Genomic DNA, 15,187 nt, shown 5'->3' on the forward strand with positions numbered 1-15,187 from the left:
GGAGTGTGCACCAGGAGCCTCAGCCGCAGACTGAGGCCCGCTTCGCGAATGCCGCATTTGCGGCGGCGGGCTTCGTTGGCAGAGTCGGCGTTCGATGACGCATCCGATCGACGCAACCGCTTTCTGGGCCGCCGCCACGGCCGTGTACCTGCTCGCCGGGGTGATCAAGGGCGTGGTCGGCCTCGGGCTGCCAACGGTGTCGATGGCGCTGCTCGCGCTGTGGATGACGCCGGCCCAGGCGGCTGCGCTGTTGATCGTGCCCTCGCTGGTCACCAACATCTGGCAGACCGGGCCCCGCGCGACCTTCATGCCGGTGCTGCGCCGCATCGGCGGCATGCAGGTGGGCGTGGTGATCGGCACGCTGGCCGGGGCGCTGTGGCTGGGCGTGCCGGCCGGCGCCTGGGCCTCGTTCGCGCTCGGCGTGGCGTTGATCGTCTATGCGCTGTGGGGGCTGACCGGGCGGCAGCTGCATGTGAGCGATGCGCAGGCGCGCTGGGTGGGGCCGCTGGTGGGCATGAGCACCGGGCTGGTGACGGCCGTGACAGGCGTGTTCGCGGTGCCGGCGGTGCCTTACCTGCAGGCGCTGGGCTTCCAGCGCGATTCGCTGATCCAGGCGATGGGGATCTCGTTCACCACCTCGACGGTGGTGCTGGCCATCGGGCTGGCCGTGAACGGGGGGTATCCGGTGTCGGCGATCGGAGGTTCGGTCGCCATGCTGGCGCCGGCCATCGGCGGCATGGTGCTCGGCACCTGGCTGCGCAAGCGGCTGTCGGTGGAGGTGTTCCGGCGCTGCTTTCTCGTCGGGCTGGCGCTGCTTGGCCTCTACATGGCCGTGCGGGCGGCCGGGGCGTGATGGCGGCGCCTCAGGCCGCCAGCAGCAGGGCCGAACGCACGCGCTCGATGGTCTGGCGGTAGGGCAGGGCGAAGTCGTCGATCGGATCGCCGGCTTCGAGCCAGCTGAAGAGGAAAACCAGCCCTTCTTCCTCGGGGCTGCCCGTGGCCGTGTGCGTGAAGCTCTCGGGCAGGGGGCTCTCGGCGCGCATCAGGAACAGGTGCCACAGCTGCGGGTGGCGGTGCGTGTTGCCTTCGATGCCGGCTTCGCATTCGCGGTCCAGCGTACCCAGCGACTGCAGCTCGCCGGCGTAGTCGATGCCCGATTCCTCGAGCAGCTCGCGGCGCACCGCCGCTTCGGGCGACTCGCCGGGCTCGATGGTGCCCTTGGGCAGCTGCATGTTGCCGTCCTCGGGATGGCGGAACACCAGCAACCGGCCCCGTGCGTCGACCAGGCAGGCACAGGCCTTGGGAATGGCGACGCTTGGGCTGCCGGCGTTCATGCTCAGGCGCCCGTCAGTGCGGCCTTGACCGCTGCGCTGACCTGGCCCATGTCGGCCTTGCCGGCCAGGCGCGTCTTGACCACGCCCATGACCTTGCCCATGTCGCCCGGGCCCTTGGCGCCCAGCTCTGCCACGATGGCCTTCACCTCGGCGGCGACCTCGTCGGCGCCCATGCGCTGGGGCAGGTAGACCTCCAGCACCTTGATCTCGGCGGCTTCCTTGTCGGCGAGGTCGGTGCGGCCGCCGGTGGTGAAGGCGGCGATCGAGTCCTTGCGCTGCTTGACCATCTTGTCGACGATGGCCACGACCATGGCGTCGTCGAGCTCCACGCGTTCGTCGACTTCCTTCTGCTTCATCGCGGCCAGCAGCAGGCGGATGGTGGCCAGGCGCTCGGAGTCCTTGGCGCGCATCGCCGTCTTCATGTCTTCGTTGATCTGTGCTTTGAGAGTCATTCGGCAACCTTTCGGAAAAAACAAAGCCGCGGCAGGTTTCCCTGGCGCGGCTGAGGCAACGAGGCGACCGGGCCGACTTTCGTCTGGGGCCCGCCGCCCGGGTGTCGCTTAGTACAGCTTCTTGGGCAGCTGCATGCTGCGCACGCGCTTGTAGTGGCGCTTGACCGCGGCTGCCTTCTTGCGCTTGCGCTCGGCGGTCGGCTTTTCGTAGAACTCGCGGGCACGCAGGTCGGTCAGCAGGCCGAGCTTTTCGATGGTGCGCTTGAAACGGCGCAGGGCGACGTCGAAGGGCTCGTTTTCTTTAACGCGGATGGTGGTCATTGATGAATCGTTGAAATGGATTTGGCCTGGGGAAGATCGGGCCCCGGGCCGGGGTTCCTCAACTGAAAATTTTTGCGGCCGTTGAGGTAAGGCCAAAAGTTAGCCCGAGAGTATAGCACGCCCCCCAGGCTTCGCGCACTTCGTGTCGCTTCGCCAACCCCCCTCGCCGGGGGGGCGGCACCTGAAGCCCGGCAGAGCCGGTTCTTCGGTGCCCTGGAACAAGGGCCTGTCATTGCCTCAGAGGGCTTGGGCGCATGCATGCGCGCTGGCCCAGGCCCACTGGAAGTTGTATCCGCCCAACCAGCCGGTCACGTCGACCACTTCGCCGATGAAGTACAGGCCCGGCTGCTTCGATTCCATGGTCTGGGAGGACAGGTCGCGGGTGTCGACGCCGCCGGCCGTGACTTCGGCTTTTTTGTAACCTTCGGTGCCGCTGGGGACGATCTGCCAGCGCGAGATGCGCTCCGACAGGGCCGCCAGGGCTTTGTCGGCGGCCTCGTTGACCGGGCGCTGCAGGGCTGGGTCCCGCCCGACCCAGGCGTCCGCCAGCCGGGAGGGGACCAGCGCGGCCAGTTCGTTGGCGATGCGTTTCTTCGATCGCAGCTTGGCTTCGCCCAGTGCCTCGGCCACGTTCACGCCCGGGGCGAAGTCGAGTGTCAGCGGGGCGCCGGGCTTCCAGTAGCTCGAGATCTGCAGCACCGCCGGACCCGAAAGGCCCCGGTGGGTGAAGAGCAGGTCTTCGAGGAAGGCCATCTTTTCCTTCTTGGCGCCGGTCTCGATGCGCACCGGCAGCGCCAGCCCGGCGAGTTCGGCGTAGGGCGCCCACGCCTCGCCGCCGAAGGTCAGGGGCACCAGCGCAGGCCTCGGAGCGACCATCCGCAGGCCGAATTGCTCGGCGATGCGGTAGCCGAAATCGCTGGCGCCGATCTGCGGGATCGACAGGCCGCCGGTGGCGACCACGATCTTCTGCGTCTCAATGGCGCCCCGGCTGCTCTCGATTCGATAGCTGCCTGCGCTGCTACCGTCTGCATTGCCGGCGGAAAACCTGATCTCGCCGATGCTGCACGGCTGCCAGCGCTCGACGCCGCCGGCCTGGCATTCGGCCAGCAGCATGTCGACGATCTGCTGCGAGGAGCCGTCGCAGAAGAGCTGCCCCTTGTGCTTTTCGTGGAAGGCGATGCCGTGCTTCTGCACCAGCTCGATGAACTGCTGCGGCGCATAGCGCGACAGCGCCGAGCGGCAGAAATTCGGGTTGTCGCTGATGAAGTGCCGCTGCGGCGCGCGCACGTCGAGGTCGCGGTTGGTGAAGTTGGCGCGGCCGCCGCCCGAGATGCGGATCTTCTCGCCCACCTTCTCGCTGTGGTCCACCACCAGCACCTTCAGCCCGCGCTGGCCCGCCACGCCGGCGCAGAAGAGCCCAGCGGCGCCGGCGCCGATCACGACGGCGTCGAACTTCGCCGCGCTCAAGGTCCGTCGGCCGCCAGGATCGGCGGCGGGTTGTATTTGAGGTGGCCGACGTAGCGCAGCGGCTGCGTGGCGGCGATGGAGGGCACGTCGCCCTCGCGCATGTGCAGCAGGTCGGCCGGGCTCACCCAGCGCGGGTCGGCGTTGGTGATCGGCATGCCTGCCTGACGGTAGGCCTCCAGAACGAACTGCGAGCAGAAGAACTGGTCGTCGCGGCTTGCGCCCAGCTGCACCATGGCCATGCCGCTCATGCAGTAGTGGCTCACGGCTGAGGGCACCAGCGGCAGCTCGCACAGGCGCCGGTTCAGCACGAAGGGCGCGTTCAACAGCACGCCCACAGTGTTGTAGCTGGTGCCGACCTGCGACAGGGCCCATTCGCGCATGCGCGCAGCGCTCGCGTCGTCCACGCCGGGCACCCGGAAGGCCACGACCATCTGTTCCTCGTCGACCACCTCCGAAAGCGGCCGTGCGCGCACGCCGGTTCCCACGGCCTCGGCGATCTGGCCGTCGCCCAGGTACAGCACGGCGTGGCTCACCGGTGAGAAGGTGCCCAGCCGGATGCCGAAGGAATTCACCGTGGCGATGGAGGTGAGCAGGATGTCTCCCGGCGCCAGCGCGTCGGCGGCGATGAGTTCGCCGCCGTTGCCCGGCGCGATGACCGAGCTCTGCACGCGCAGGCGCAGGCCGTTGTCCTTGGTCGGCAGGTCGAGCCGCGTGGCGCAGGCCGACAGCAGCAGGGCGGCGCCCGCCGCGACGAGGGCCGCGGCGGTGCGGAAAGCGATGCGCATCAGCCCTTCCAGACGAACGGGAACTTCAGCTGCTTGAAGAAGCCGTTGGGCACGTAGTCGCCCAGCACGCCGTACTTCTCGGGCCAGAGCTTGGTGCTCTTCACGGCGGTGCCGAAGATGTAGTCGAGGAAGGCGTAGTGCGCCGCGTAGTTCTTGTCCAGCGCTTCCTGGTCCTGGCTGTGGTGCCAGTGGTGGAAGTTGGGCGTGACGATCAGGTAGCGCAGCGGGCCGAGCCGAACGCTCACGTTGCAGTGGTTGAACACCGCCTGGAAGCCCACCACGACGATGTAGGCGTCGATCACGTCCTTGCTGAAGCCCAGCACGTAGATGGGCGCCAGCACCAGGGTGCGGGTGATCAGCAGCTCCAGGATGTGCTGGCGCGAGCCGGCCATCCAGTCCATGCTCTTCACGCTGTGGTGCACCGCGTGCAGGCGCCACAGCACCGGCACCTCGTGGTAGGCGCGATGCGTCCAGTACTGCACCAGGTCGGCCACCAGGATGATCAGCAGCAGCCCCGCCCAGAAGGGCAGGTTGCTCACCCAGCCCCGGATGCCGTCGTTGGCCGCCCAGCCGAAGAGCTTGTGCACCATCAGGTTGGTGGCCAGCAGCACGAAGCCCACGATCATGTGGTTCACCACGAAGTGGTGGAAGTCGGTCTGCCACTCCTCCCGGAACACCGGCTGGTCATTGCGCAGGGCGAACAGCTTCTCGATGAAGATGAAGATCAGCGAGGAGCCCAGCAGGTCGAGGATGAACCAGTCCAGCCCGATGTAGGGCGTGTTGTCCGCGAAGTCGTGAACAGGCACCTTGTGCCCGCCCAGCAGGGCCGAGGCCGCCACCAGCAGGAACGCGGCCGAGGACAGCCAGCGCGAGCGGTTGAAGATGATGTTGACCAGCGAGAGCCCGCCCGAGATGACCAGCGCAGCCAGCAGGATCATGCGCATCATGTCCACGTTGTAGCTCTTGCGCAGCTCGGGCGTGGTGAGGTACTGCGGGAAGTGGAAGGCCAGCACGCCCAGGAAGCACAGGATGGCCAGGCTCAGCGCGATGGTGCCGGTGACCAGGCCCTGTCCGCGGCGCAGTTCGCCGTGGTTCTGGGTGAATTCGTTGAGTTTGTCGATGTCCAGCATGCCCCGCCTCTCCTTCTTCTTCGGCTCCTGTATGGGTGCGCGATTTTAGAGGGGCGACGGAAAAATGCTCAGCGCCTGCGTGCCGAGCGCCGCCGCAGCAGGGCCGCCGCGCCCAAGGCCACCGCCATCACCAGCAGCGACACCACGGTGGTCACCGTCCCCAGCGCGTAGATCGAAGGCGTCGTCACCGTCGAGGTGAGCCCCTGCAGCTCGAGCGGCAGCGTGTTCACGTCGCCGATGGCCTGCGAGGTGCGGGCGATCTCGTCCCACGACAGCGTGAAGCCGAACATGCCGATGCCCACGATCGACGGGCCAATGAGCGGCAGCACCACGAAGCGGAAGGTCTGCCAGGGGGTGGCGCCCAGGTCGCGCGCGGCTTCCTCGTAGGCGGGGTTGAAGCGGTTGAACACCGCGAACATGATGAGCAGCCCGAAGGGCAGCGTCCACGTCAGGTGCGCGCCCAGCGCGGAGCTGAAGAGGCCGAGCGCGGTGCCGTAGCCTTCGAGCAGCGAGGTGGCGTCCATCGCCGTCAGCACGCTCTTGATGCCGGTGTCGATGAGCCGGAACTGCAGGCCGATGCCCAGCGAGATGATGATCGACGGCATGATCAGGCTGGCGACCGTCACGAAGAAGAGGGCGTTGCTGCCCGCGAGCTTCTTTCGGAACGCGAGCCCGGCGAGCACCGACAGCACCACGGTGAACGCCATCACCACCGCGCCCAGCGCCAGCGAGCGCCTGAAGGCCGCACCGATGTCGACCGTGCCCAGGCCCTCGGCCAGCTTGTGGAACCAGTGCAGCGACACCCCGCGCAGCGGAAACGTCAGTCCGCCTTCGGGGCCCTGGAAGCTCAGCACGAAGATCGTGATCATCGGGCCATAGAGGAAGAGCACGAAGAGCCCGAACACGGTGGCCAGCGGCCAGAAGCCGGGGGAGCGCTGGGCGCCGATGGGTGTCTGCATCTCAGAGCTCCTTGCGGATGTCGACCATCCGGGTCAGGCCCCAGATGATCATCAGCACCACCGCCAGCAGGATCATGGCGTTGGCCGCCGCCAGCGGGAACTGCAGGTACGAGGTCTGCACCTGGATGATCTTGCCGATGGAGGCGATCTGCTGCCCGCCCATCACGCCGATGGTGACGAAGTCGCCCATCACGATGGTGATGACGAAGATCGAGCCGATGAGGATGCCGGTGCGCGACAGCGGCACCACCACGTTCCACAGCGTCTGCCAGCCCGAGGCGCCTGCGTCGCTGGCCGCTTCGAGCAGCGAGCGGTCGATGCGCATCATGCTGTTGAAGATCGGCACGATCATGAACATGGTGTACAGGTGCACGAAGGCCAGCACCACCGAGAAATCGGAAAAGAGCAGCCACTCCAGCGGCCGGTCGACCAGGCCCACGCCCATGAGCGCCTGGTTGACCAGCCCGTTGCGTCCCAGCAGCGGCACCCACGAGATCATGCGGATCACGTTGGAGGTCCAGAAGGGCACCGTGCACAGCACGAACAGCACCGTCTGCATGGTCGAGGAGCGCACGTGGAAGGCCAGGAAGTACGCCACCGAGAAGCCGATCACCAGCGTGATGCCCCACACCAGCAGGCAGAACTTGAAGGTGCTCAGGTAGGTGTTCAGCGTGACGCAGAGGTCGCCGTTGTCGGTGAGCCGCGAGCAGCCCTCGAAGAGGCTGAGGTAGTTGCGCAGCGTGACCGCCGGTATCAGCTCGTACTCGTTGAAATTCCACAGACTGACCATCGCGACCAGCGCCAGCGGAATCAGGAAGAACAGCAGGAACACCAGCGCGAACGGCGCCGCCTGCCACCAGGCCTTCACGGCGTGAACGGGAGCGGTGGCAGCATGGCTGGACGCGATGGGAGTACTCATGGATGGGAGCGAAAGACTGTGTCCAAGGGCGAGCAAGGCGATGCCCGTTCGTGGGACACCGCGGAACCGGCTTTGCCGGGCCGCAGGTGTCGCCCCCGGTCAGGGGGGAGGCGAAGCGACACGCAGTGCGCGAAGCCTTGGGGCGAGCCCCTTTACGCAGCCACGAACTCGTTCCATTTCCGGACCATGTATTCGTTCTCGTCCATGACGGCGTTCCAGCAGGCGATGCCGCCCATGCGCTGTTCGTAGCTGCCGCCGTCGCGCACCGAGCCGGCCTTGGCGATCACGTCGCCCTGCGGGCTCTTGATGTCCTGGGCGGCGGGCTTGCCTTCCATCCAGTAGGCCCACTCATAGGCTTCCATCTTGGTCTTGGCGGTGTCGAGCACGGCGCTGTAGTAGCCCTGGCGGTTGAGGTAGGCGCCGGCCCAGCCGTCGAGGAACCAGTTGATGAACTCGTAGGCGCCGTCGAGCTTCTTGCCCGAGAGCGTGGCCGGCAGGCCGAAGCCCGAGGCCCAGGCGCGATAGCCTTCCTTGAGCGGCTGGAAGGTGCAGTCGATGCCCTTGCTGCGCACGGCGGTGACCGCGGGCGACCACATCGACTGGATCACCACCTCGCCCGAGGACATCAGGTTCACCGATTCGTTGAAGTCCTTCCACAGCGCGCGGAACTGGCCGGCCTTCTTGGCCTCGATCAGGGTCTTGATCGTCAGGTCGATCTCGGCCTTGGTCATGTTGCCCTTGTCCGCGTACTTGTGCAGGCCCTTGGCCTCCACCACCATCGCGGCGTCCATGATGCCGATCGAGGGAATGTTCAGGATCGCGGCCTTGCCCTTGAACTCAGGGTTCAGCAGCTCTGCCCAAGAGCCGATCGGGCGCTTGATGAGGTCGGGTCGGATACCCAGCGTGTCGGCGTTGTAGGTGGTCGGGATCAGCGACATGTACTGCGTGGCCGACTTGGCGAAGGCCTTGCTCTTCTCGCCTTCGAGGTAGATCACCTTCACCGGCGCCGTGCCCTGGTCGCCCACCTTCTTGCCGGCCACTTCGCCCTTGGTGAAGAGCGAGGTGATCTTGTCTGCGTTCTTCACGCGCTTGGTGTCGATGCCCTTGAGGTTGCCCGTGGGCACGATCTTCTTGAGCGAGAAGAACTCGGTGTCGATCAGGTCGAAGCTGTTGGGTGCGGTGACGGCGCGCTTGGTCACGTCGTCGGTGGTCACTGCCACGTACTGGATCTCGATGCCGGTGTCGGCCTTGAACTTCTCGGCGATCGCCTTGTCCTGGTTCACCGCCGTGCCGAGGTAGCGCAGCACGATCTTCTCCTGCGCATGCACGAAGGGTGCGATGCCCGTGGCCAGGATGCCGGCGGTGCCTTGCAGCAGGGTGCGGCGCTTCAGGCCGTTGTTGTCGATGGAATCGGTCATGGGCTGGGTCTCCATTGAAGAAAAAGGAAAGGTGAAGGAAACGAACGCGGAGAAAAGCGGGAGGCGAAGGCGCTCAGAAGGGAACGGCGAGCACGGCTGCGTCGTCCTTCCGGGCGGCTTCGGCGCCGGTGGGCGCCGGTGCTCGCTCGCCCGGCGGCTTGACGCCGGGGCCGAGCACGCGCGCATCGGCTTCGGCCCACGAGAGGTGCACCGCCTCGCCGTGCGCATAGGGCCGCGCGAGGAAGGCGGCTTCGCTCAGCAGCACCGAGACGCCCTGGGGCGCGGCTGCGTCGGCGGTTGCACCCCCGAGCGCCAGCCCGAGCAGGACGTAGGTGCCCTGGTACTCGACGTCGGTGACGGTGGCTGCCAGGGCGCCATCCGCCGCTGCCTGCGTGGCTGCTGCGATCCGCATGCGGTCGTTGCGCACCGCGATCGGCCCGGCGGGCGTATGGAACACGTTGTGGCCGCCCATGAAGCGCGCCACGAACTCGCTCGCCGGGTGGTTGTAGACCGCGTGCGGCGAGCCGACCTGCTCGATCACGCCATGGTTCATGACCACCATGGTGTCTGCCAGCGCCATCGCCTCTTCCTGCGAGTGCGTGACGTGGATGAAGGTCAGGCCCAGCTCCTTCTGCCAGCGCCGCAGTTCGGCGCGCATCTGGATGCGCAGGAAGGGGTCGAGGGCGGAAAGCGGTTCGTCGAGCAGCAGCACGCGCGGCTCGGTGATGAGCGCACGCGCCAGCGCCACGCGCTGCTGCTGGCCGCCGGAAAGCTCACCCGGCTTGCGCGCGGCGAGGTGGCCCATCGCGACGCGCTCCAGCAGATCGTTGGCACGCTTGTGGCGCTCGGCCTTGCCCACGCCTTTCATCTTGAGGCTGAAGGCGACGTTGTCGGTGGCCGAAAGATGGGGGAAGAGCGCGAAGCTCTGGAACATCATCGCCGTGCCGCGGGCGGCGGCGGGCAGGTTCGTGATGTTGCGGTTGTCCAGCAGGATGTCGCCGCTGCTGACCGATTCGTGCCCCGCGATCATGCGCAGGGTCGTGCTCTTGCCGCAGCCCGAGGGCCCCAGCAGGCAGCAGTAGCTGCCGCTGGCGATGCGCAGGTCGATCCGGTCGACGGCGGCCGGCGTACCCGGGGCGTAGCGCTTGGTGAGGGCGACGATCTCGACGGCGGCGGATTCAGGCGTGGCGACGGCATTCATTGCCCATCGCTGAGCACGATCCATGCCACGTTGTGGTGCGCGGCGCCCGCGCTGCCTGCACCTCGGTCGCCCAGGTCAGGCGCGATTCAGGTGCCGAACCTGGTCTCGCCCACGGCCGCCTCGGCAGCGGCCAGCCCGCGCAGCACGTCGCCCACCACGATCACCGCCGGGCTCGCGATGCCCGCTTCGGCGATGCCGTGTTGCAGCCTGCCCAGCGTGGTCGCGATGTGCTTCTGTTGCGGCAGGCTCGCATGCTGGATGACGGCCACCGGCGTGTCGGCCGGCAGGCCTTGCAGCAGTTCGCGCTCGATGTGCGCCGCGCCCGACACGCCCATGTAGATCACCAGCGTGAGCCGGGCGTTGTACGCGGTCGCGGCCAGCGCGCGCCAGTCGGTCGGGTCTTCGGCCGCGCCGGCGCCGGTCTTGGCGTGGCCGGTGACGAACACCACGCCCTGCGCATGGTCGCGGTGCGTGAGCGGCACGCCCAGCGTCGTCACGGCGGCGAGGCCGGCGGTGATGCCGTTGACCACCGCGCATTCGATGCCTGCTTCGCGCAGGTGCTCCACTTCCTCGCCGCCGCGTCCGAAGATGAACGGGTCGCCGCCCTTGAGGCGCACCACCGTCTCGCCCTCGCGCACGGCAGTGATCATCAGCCGCTCGATGAAGGCCTGCGGCGTGCTCTTGCAGCCGCCGCGCTTGCCCACGTGCACGATGCGTGCGCCAGGGCGGGCGTAGGCCTGCACGATCTGGTCGTTCACAAGGTCGTCGACCAGCAGCACTGTCGCGGCCTGGATCGCCTTCACGGCCTTGATGGTCAGCAGCTCCGGGTCGCCGGGTCCTGCGCCCACCAGCGTGCAGCGGCCGGCGATGAGGGAGGTGGGGTTGTCGTTGTTCATGCGTGGGATGCCAATGCCAGTTGCGTGATGTGCCTGACCTGCGCCGCGATCGCCTCCGGCACGGGAAGCTCGCCGTCCAGAACGCGGCGCGTGTAGCCGGCGGTGGTGGCGACGTCGATTTCCTTCGGCAGCCCCGGCACCTCGGAGGCGGTGCCGGCCTGCTGAGACTGCAGCTCGGTGCGCACGCCGCGCACGAAGCCGTCGATCTGCGCGGTGCGCCTCGGGTCGGACACCACTTCGCCTTCGAGGCCGCGCGAGAGCAGGGCGGTCATGCCCGTCAGCTCGAAGGTCTCGGCCATGACGCGCGCGTATTCGGGATGGGTGTAGCTGGCGACCACCACGCTCGGGCCGGCGGTGGGCTGCATCAGCTTCACCACGCTGTGGCCGGGGTTGCGCAGGCCGACCACGCGGCGCACGTCGAGCAGGCGCTTGAGCGCGGGGTTCAGCAGCTCGGTGGGCGCGAAGGCGGCCTCGCCATTGGCGACGGCGCGGATTGCCGTCATCGGCGCATGGCCCAGCGCGGCGAGCACGTTCGACGCCAGAACGCGCGATGTTTCGCTCGCGCTTCCGTGCACCAGCACCGGCAGGCCTTCGCGAGCCAGCAGCAGCGCCAGCAGCGGCGTGAGCACCGGCAGCTTGCGCGCACCGTTGTAGCTGGGCAGCACGATCAGCGGGCGGTCGCCGGCGGGGATCATCTGCAGCCGCGCATGGGTGGCATCGAGGAAGCCAGCCATCTCCTCGGGCGTCTCGCCCTTGATGCGCATGGCCAGGCAGAAGCCGCCGATCTCGAGGTCGGTCACGGTGCCGTCCAGCACCTGGCCGAACAGGTCGGTGGCCTGCTCGCGCGTGAGCGGCCTGGCGCCTCGCGCACCGCGGCCGATTTCCTTGATGTATTGGCTGATTCCCATGGGTAGGGGGATTGTCCTGCAACGCTTATGCCGGAATGTGAGTCGGCTTATGCATGGGTTTGGCCCCTTCCGCTGGGGGAAGGTTGGAATGGGGGCAAGCGGCGCTGGCATGGTGGCGCTGTCGTGCCCCCACCCCAACCCTCTCCCAGAGGGGGAGGGAGCTGGTTGCGGGCGCATCACGACAGCGCCTCCGCCTCGACCGGCGTCGCCCGCACCATCCGCTTGAGCTCCGGAACGCACGAGCCGCAGTTGGTGCCGCATTTCAGCGCACCCTGCAGCCTGGCCAGCCGTTCGTCCGGCGTGCCTGCGCAGCGCGACAGTTCGGTCTGGATCGCCCCGTCCGCCACGTTGAAGCAGGTGCACACCGTCTTTCCGCGCGACTGCACAGCCACCGGCGCCTTCGAGCCCGGCGACAGCAGCAGGCGGCCGTAGGTCTGTGCCGGCAGTTCCTCGCGCAGCAGGGTGGCGATCCATGCCTCGGCGCTGGTGTCGCCGCCCAGCAGGAAGGCTTCGAGGCCCGCGCTGCCGTCCGCGCGGCGCACCAGCCTCGCCGAGCGGCGCTGGCCGCGGCGGCGGTCTGCATAGCGCAGGGTGTCGGGCGTTTGCAGGCCGAGCAGGGCTTCGATCCTTTCGATCAGCGCATCGTCGGGCGCGTCGTGCGCGGCGGCACGAAAGAGGATGCCGCTGCGTTCGGCGCCCTGCGTGCTGCCGGAAAACGGCACGCAGGTCGCGAAAGGAAGGAGCCCCATCATCGGCTGCAGCGCGCGATGCGCCGACAGGGCCTCGTCGCCGGGCAGCCAGGCCACGGCCAGCAGCGACCAGGGCAACTCGGCCTTGAGGATCTTCACCGCCGCGTGCTTCAGCTCCGGCTGCTTCGAGCTCGGGCAGAAAGCCGACGTGGTCAGTGCATTGATGCCCGCCAGCCGTGTGCCGCTCGACGAGCAGCCGCTCAGGTACTCCTCGCCCCAGTGCATGGCGACGAAGGCCTGGCTCAGCCCCACCTCGGCGCTGGCGCGCGCCGGCAGCATGATCGAGCCTCGCTTCGAGGTCAGCTGCACCAGGTCGCCTTCGCCGATCTGTCGGCGCGCCATGTCCTGCGCGTTCATCTGCACCACGGGTTCGGGCATGTGGCCGAACAGTCGGCCCGCCGTGCCGGTGCGGCTCATGCCATGCCACTGGTCGCGCAGGCGGCCGGTGTTCAGCGAGAAGGGGTAGCGTGCCTCCCGCGCCTCGGCCACGGGTTTGTAGACGGTGTCGACGAAGCGGGCGCGGCCATCGGGCGTGGGGAAGACGCCGTCCTCGTAGAGGCGCGCGCGGCCGGTGCTTTCGCCTTCCCTCAGTGGCCATTGCTGCGGGCCGGCGCTCTCCAGCATCGCGTAGCTCAGGCCGGTGATGTCGAGGTCGCGCCCGCGCGTGGACTCGCGGTGCTCGTTCCAGACCGATTCGGCCGTCTCGTAGGGGAACAGCGTGGAGGTGCGGTCCAGCTGCTGCTCGAGCCGGCGCGCGAAGGCGACGGCGATCGACCAGTCGTTGCGCGCCTCGCCCGGCGCCGGCACCGCCGTGCGAACGCGCGAGATGCGGCGCTCGCTGTTGGTGACGGTGCCTTCCTTCTCGCCCCAGGTGGTGGCGGGCAGCAGCAGGTCGGCGAAGGCGCAGGTGGCCGTGGTCGCGAAGGCTTCCTGCACCACCACGAACTCGGCACGCTCCAGGGCGCGGCGCACGGTGGCCTGATCCGGCATCGACTGCGCCGGATTGGTGCATGCGATCCACAGCGCGCGGATCTCGCCGTCGGCCGCCGCCTGGAACATCTCCACCGCCGTCTTGCCCGGCTTCTCGGGCACCGAGGGCACGCCCCAGAGCGCGGCGACCTCGGCGCGGTGGTCGGCGTTGGCCAGGTCGCGGTGAGCGCTCAGCAGGTTGGCGAGGCCACCCACCTCGCGACCGCCCATCGCATTGGGCTGGCCGGTCAGCGAGAAGGGGCCGGCGCCGGCGCGGCCGATCTGGCCGGTCGCCAAGTGCAGGTTGATGAGCGCGGCGTTCTTCGCCGTGCCGCTTGACGACTGGTTCAGGCCCTGGCAGTACAGGCTCAGCGTGGCCGGCGAGGTGGCGAAGAGCCGCGCGGCCTCGAGCAGGTCGTCCCTGGCGATGCCGCAGACCTGCGCCACCTTGTCGGGCGTGCATTCGCGCACCGTGGCCTTCAGCGCGTCGAAGCCGCTGGTGTGCGCGGCGATGTACTTCGCGTCGGTCCAGCCCTCCCACAGCATCAGGTGCAGCATGCCGTTGAAGAGCATCACGTCGGTGCCGGGCTGGATCGGCAGGAACAGGTCGGCGATCTCGACCGTGTCGGTGCGGCGCGGGTCGGCCACCACGATCTTCATCGCCGGGTTGGCCGCCTTCGCGTCCTCGATGCGGCGGAACAGGATCGGGTGCGCCCAGGCCGTGTTGCTGCCCACGATGAAGAGGCATTGCGCATGCTTCAGGTCGTCGTAGCAGGCCGGCGGCGCGTCGGCGCCCAGCGTCTGCTTGTAGCCGGCCACCGCGCTGCTCATGCACAGGCGCGAGTTGGTGTCGATGTTGTTGGTGCCGACCAGGCCCTTGGCGAGCTTGTTGAAGACGTAGTAGTCCTCGGTCAGCAACTGGCCCGACACGTAGAAGCCGACCGCGTCGGGGCCGTGGTCGCGGATCACCTGTGCGAACTTGCCGGCGGCGTTGTCCAGCGCGGTGTCCCAGGCGACGACCGAGGGCGCCTCGCCGCGCGCGAGTCGCTGCATGGGCTGCAGCAGCCGTGTCTGGCGCGTGACCGTGGCGCTGGCCGTGAGATGCAGCGTCGAGCCCTTGGTGCACAGCCGCCCGAAGTTGGCCGGGTGCTCCGGGTCGCCGCGCACGCCGGTGATCTCGTCGCCGCTCGATTCGATGATCACCCCGCAGCCGACGCCGCAGTACGGGCAGGTGGACCGGGTCTCCCGTGTCATCGGTTATTCCAGCGGAAGAACGGACAGCACCGCGAAAGGCTTCGGCCCGGCCGCCGGGCGCTCCAGGTCGATGGCGTGCGTCGCCAGTTCGGCCGCGTCGAGGTGCACCACGCCTTCTTCCACCTTCACCGCGAACCTGGGTGTGCAGCCCTCGTCGGGCGCCTTGGCGCAGCCGTCGTCCAGCCCGATGGCCCAGTTGTGCAGCGGGCAGGCCACGCTGGTGCCGAACACGATGCCCTGGCTCAGCGGGCCGCCCTTGTGCGGGCAGCGGTCGAGCAGCGCGAACACCTGGTCCTCGGCGTTGCGGAACACGGCCACGTCCAGCCCGGCCGGCCGCGCCACGCGGCGCGCGCCGAGCACGGGGATGTCGTCGATGCGGCAGATGACTTTCCAGTCGCTCATGGTGGGCTCTTCCTTCTCTGTGT

General features: G+C 68.2%; 15 protein-coding genes. 1 reads left to right on the forward strand and 14 read right to left on the reverse strand.

Features of this window, described 5'->3' with window-relative positions; all coding sequences use genetic code 11:
* The first annotated feature begins 94 nt into the window (after positions 1-94).
* Complete coding sequence (locus ACTJLF_RS25120) at positions 95-853, forward strand: sulfite exporter TauE/SafE family protein (protein WP_019653420.1); 759 nt, start codon at positions 95-97, stop codon at positions 851-853.
* A 10-nt stretch (positions 854-863) separates the two neighbouring features.
* On the opposite strand, the gene ACTJLF_RS25125 is transcribed toward ACTJLF_RS25120, so the two are convergent.
* The 14 genes from ACTJLF_RS25125 to nirD all read right to left on the reverse strand — a co-directional run bounded on the left by ACTJLF_RS25125 (position 864) and on the right by nirD (position 15,164).
* The gene (locus tag ACTJLF_RS25125) at positions 864-1,334 is read right to left on the reverse strand and encodes an NUDIX domain-containing protein (RefSeq protein ID WP_354407716.1); all 471 of its coding nucleotides are present in this window, start codon (positions 1,332-1,334) and stop codon (positions 864-866) included.
* A gap of 2 nt (positions 1,335-1,336) precedes the next feature.
* Positions 1,337-1,786: a GatB/YqeY domain-containing protein gene (locus tag ACTJLF_RS25130; RefSeq protein ID WP_019653418.1), complete on the reverse strand. Its 450-nt coding sequence runs from the start codon at positions 1,784-1,786 to the stop codon at positions 1,337-1,339.
* A gap of 108 nt (positions 1,787-1,894) precedes the next feature.
* Positions 1,895-2,107, reverse strand: a complete 213-nt coding sequence (rpsU, locus tag ACTJLF_RS25135) for a 30S ribosomal protein S21 (RefSeq protein WP_007833691.1) — start codon at positions 2,105-2,107, stop codon at positions 1,895-1,897.
* 237 nt (positions 2,108-2,344) lie between these two features.
* Entirely contained in the window at positions 2,345-3,574 is a 1,230-nt protein-coding gene (locus ACTJLF_RS25140; protein WP_354407718.1) for an NAD(P)/FAD-dependent oxidoreductase, read from the reverse strand.
* Positions 3,571-4,359 carry a YaeF family permuted papain-like enzyme gene (locus ACTJLF_RS25145; protein ID WP_019653416.1) on the reverse strand — a complete coding sequence of 263 codons (789 nt, stop codon included), beginning with the start codon at positions 4,357-4,359 and terminating at the stop codon, positions 3,571-3,573. Before ACTJLF_RS25145 ends, ACTJLF_RS25140 begins: the two co-directional genes overlap by 4 nt.
* The gene (locus ACTJLF_RS25150; RefSeq protein WP_440884111.1) at positions 4,359-5,489 is read right to left on the reverse strand and encodes a sterol desaturase family protein; all 1,131 of its coding nucleotides are present in this window, start codon (positions 5,487-5,489) and stop codon (positions 4,359-4,361) included. Before ACTJLF_RS25150 ends, ACTJLF_RS25145 begins: the two co-directional genes overlap by 1 nt.
* A gap of 68 nt (positions 5,490-5,557) precedes the next feature.
* Positions 5,558-6,448, reverse strand: a complete 891-nt coding sequence (locus tag ACTJLF_RS25155) for an ABC transporter permease (protein WP_354407721.1) — start codon at positions 6,446-6,448, stop codon at positions 5,558-5,560.
* 1 nt (position 6,449) lies between these two features.
* A complete protein-coding gene (locus tag ACTJLF_RS25160; protein ID WP_132750596.1) occupies positions 6,450-7,367 on the reverse strand; it encodes an ABC transporter permease in 918 nt (305 codons plus the stop codon).
* Between the two features lie 152 nt (positions 7,368-7,519).
* Positions 7,520-8,785, reverse strand: coding sequence for an ABC transporter substrate-binding protein (locus ACTJLF_RS25165; RefSeq protein ID WP_020722987.1), 1,266 nt, complete (start codon positions 8,783-8,785; stop codon positions 7,520-7,522).
* 73 nt (positions 8,786-8,858) lie between these two features.
* Positions 8,859-9,986 (reverse strand): ABC transporter ATP-binding protein, encoded by a 1,128-nt coding sequence (locus ACTJLF_RS25170; protein WP_019653411.1) that lies wholly within the window; start codon positions 9,984-9,986, stop codon positions 8,859-8,861.
* An 86-nt stretch (positions 9,987-10,072) separates the two neighbouring features.
* Positions 10,073-10,882, reverse strand: a complete 810-nt coding sequence (gene cobA, locus ACTJLF_RS25175; RefSeq protein ID WP_354407723.1) for a uroporphyrinogen-III C-methyltransferase — start codon at positions 10,880-10,882, stop codon at positions 10,073-10,075.
* Positions 10,879-11,790: a DNA-binding protein YbiB gene (ybiB, locus tag ACTJLF_RS25180; RefSeq protein ID WP_440884112.1), complete on the reverse strand. Its 912-nt coding sequence runs from the start codon at positions 11,788-11,790 to the stop codon at positions 10,879-10,881. Before ybiB ends, cobA begins: the two co-directional genes overlap by 4 nt.
* Before the next feature lie 176 nt (positions 11,791-11,966).
* Complete coding sequence (locus tag ACTJLF_RS25185; protein ID WP_440884113.1) at positions 11,967-14,762, reverse strand: nitrate reductase; 2,796 nt, start codon at positions 14,760-14,762, stop codon at positions 11,967-11,969.
* 3 nt (positions 14,763-14,765) lie between these two features.
* Positions 14,766-15,164 carry a nitrite reductase small subunit NirD gene (gene nirD / locus ACTJLF_RS25190; RefSeq protein ID WP_132750600.1) on the reverse strand — a complete coding sequence of 133 codons (399 nt, stop codon included), beginning with the start codon at positions 15,162-15,164 and terminating at the stop codon, positions 14,766-14,768.
* Positions 15,165-15,187 lie beyond the last annotated feature (23 nt).

The sequence above is a fragment of the Variovorax sp. 22077 genome (assembly GCF_052044195.1).
Classification (GTDB): Bacteria; Pseudomonadota; Gammaproteobacteria; order Burkholderiales; family Burkholderiaceae_C; genus Variovorax; species Variovorax atrisoli.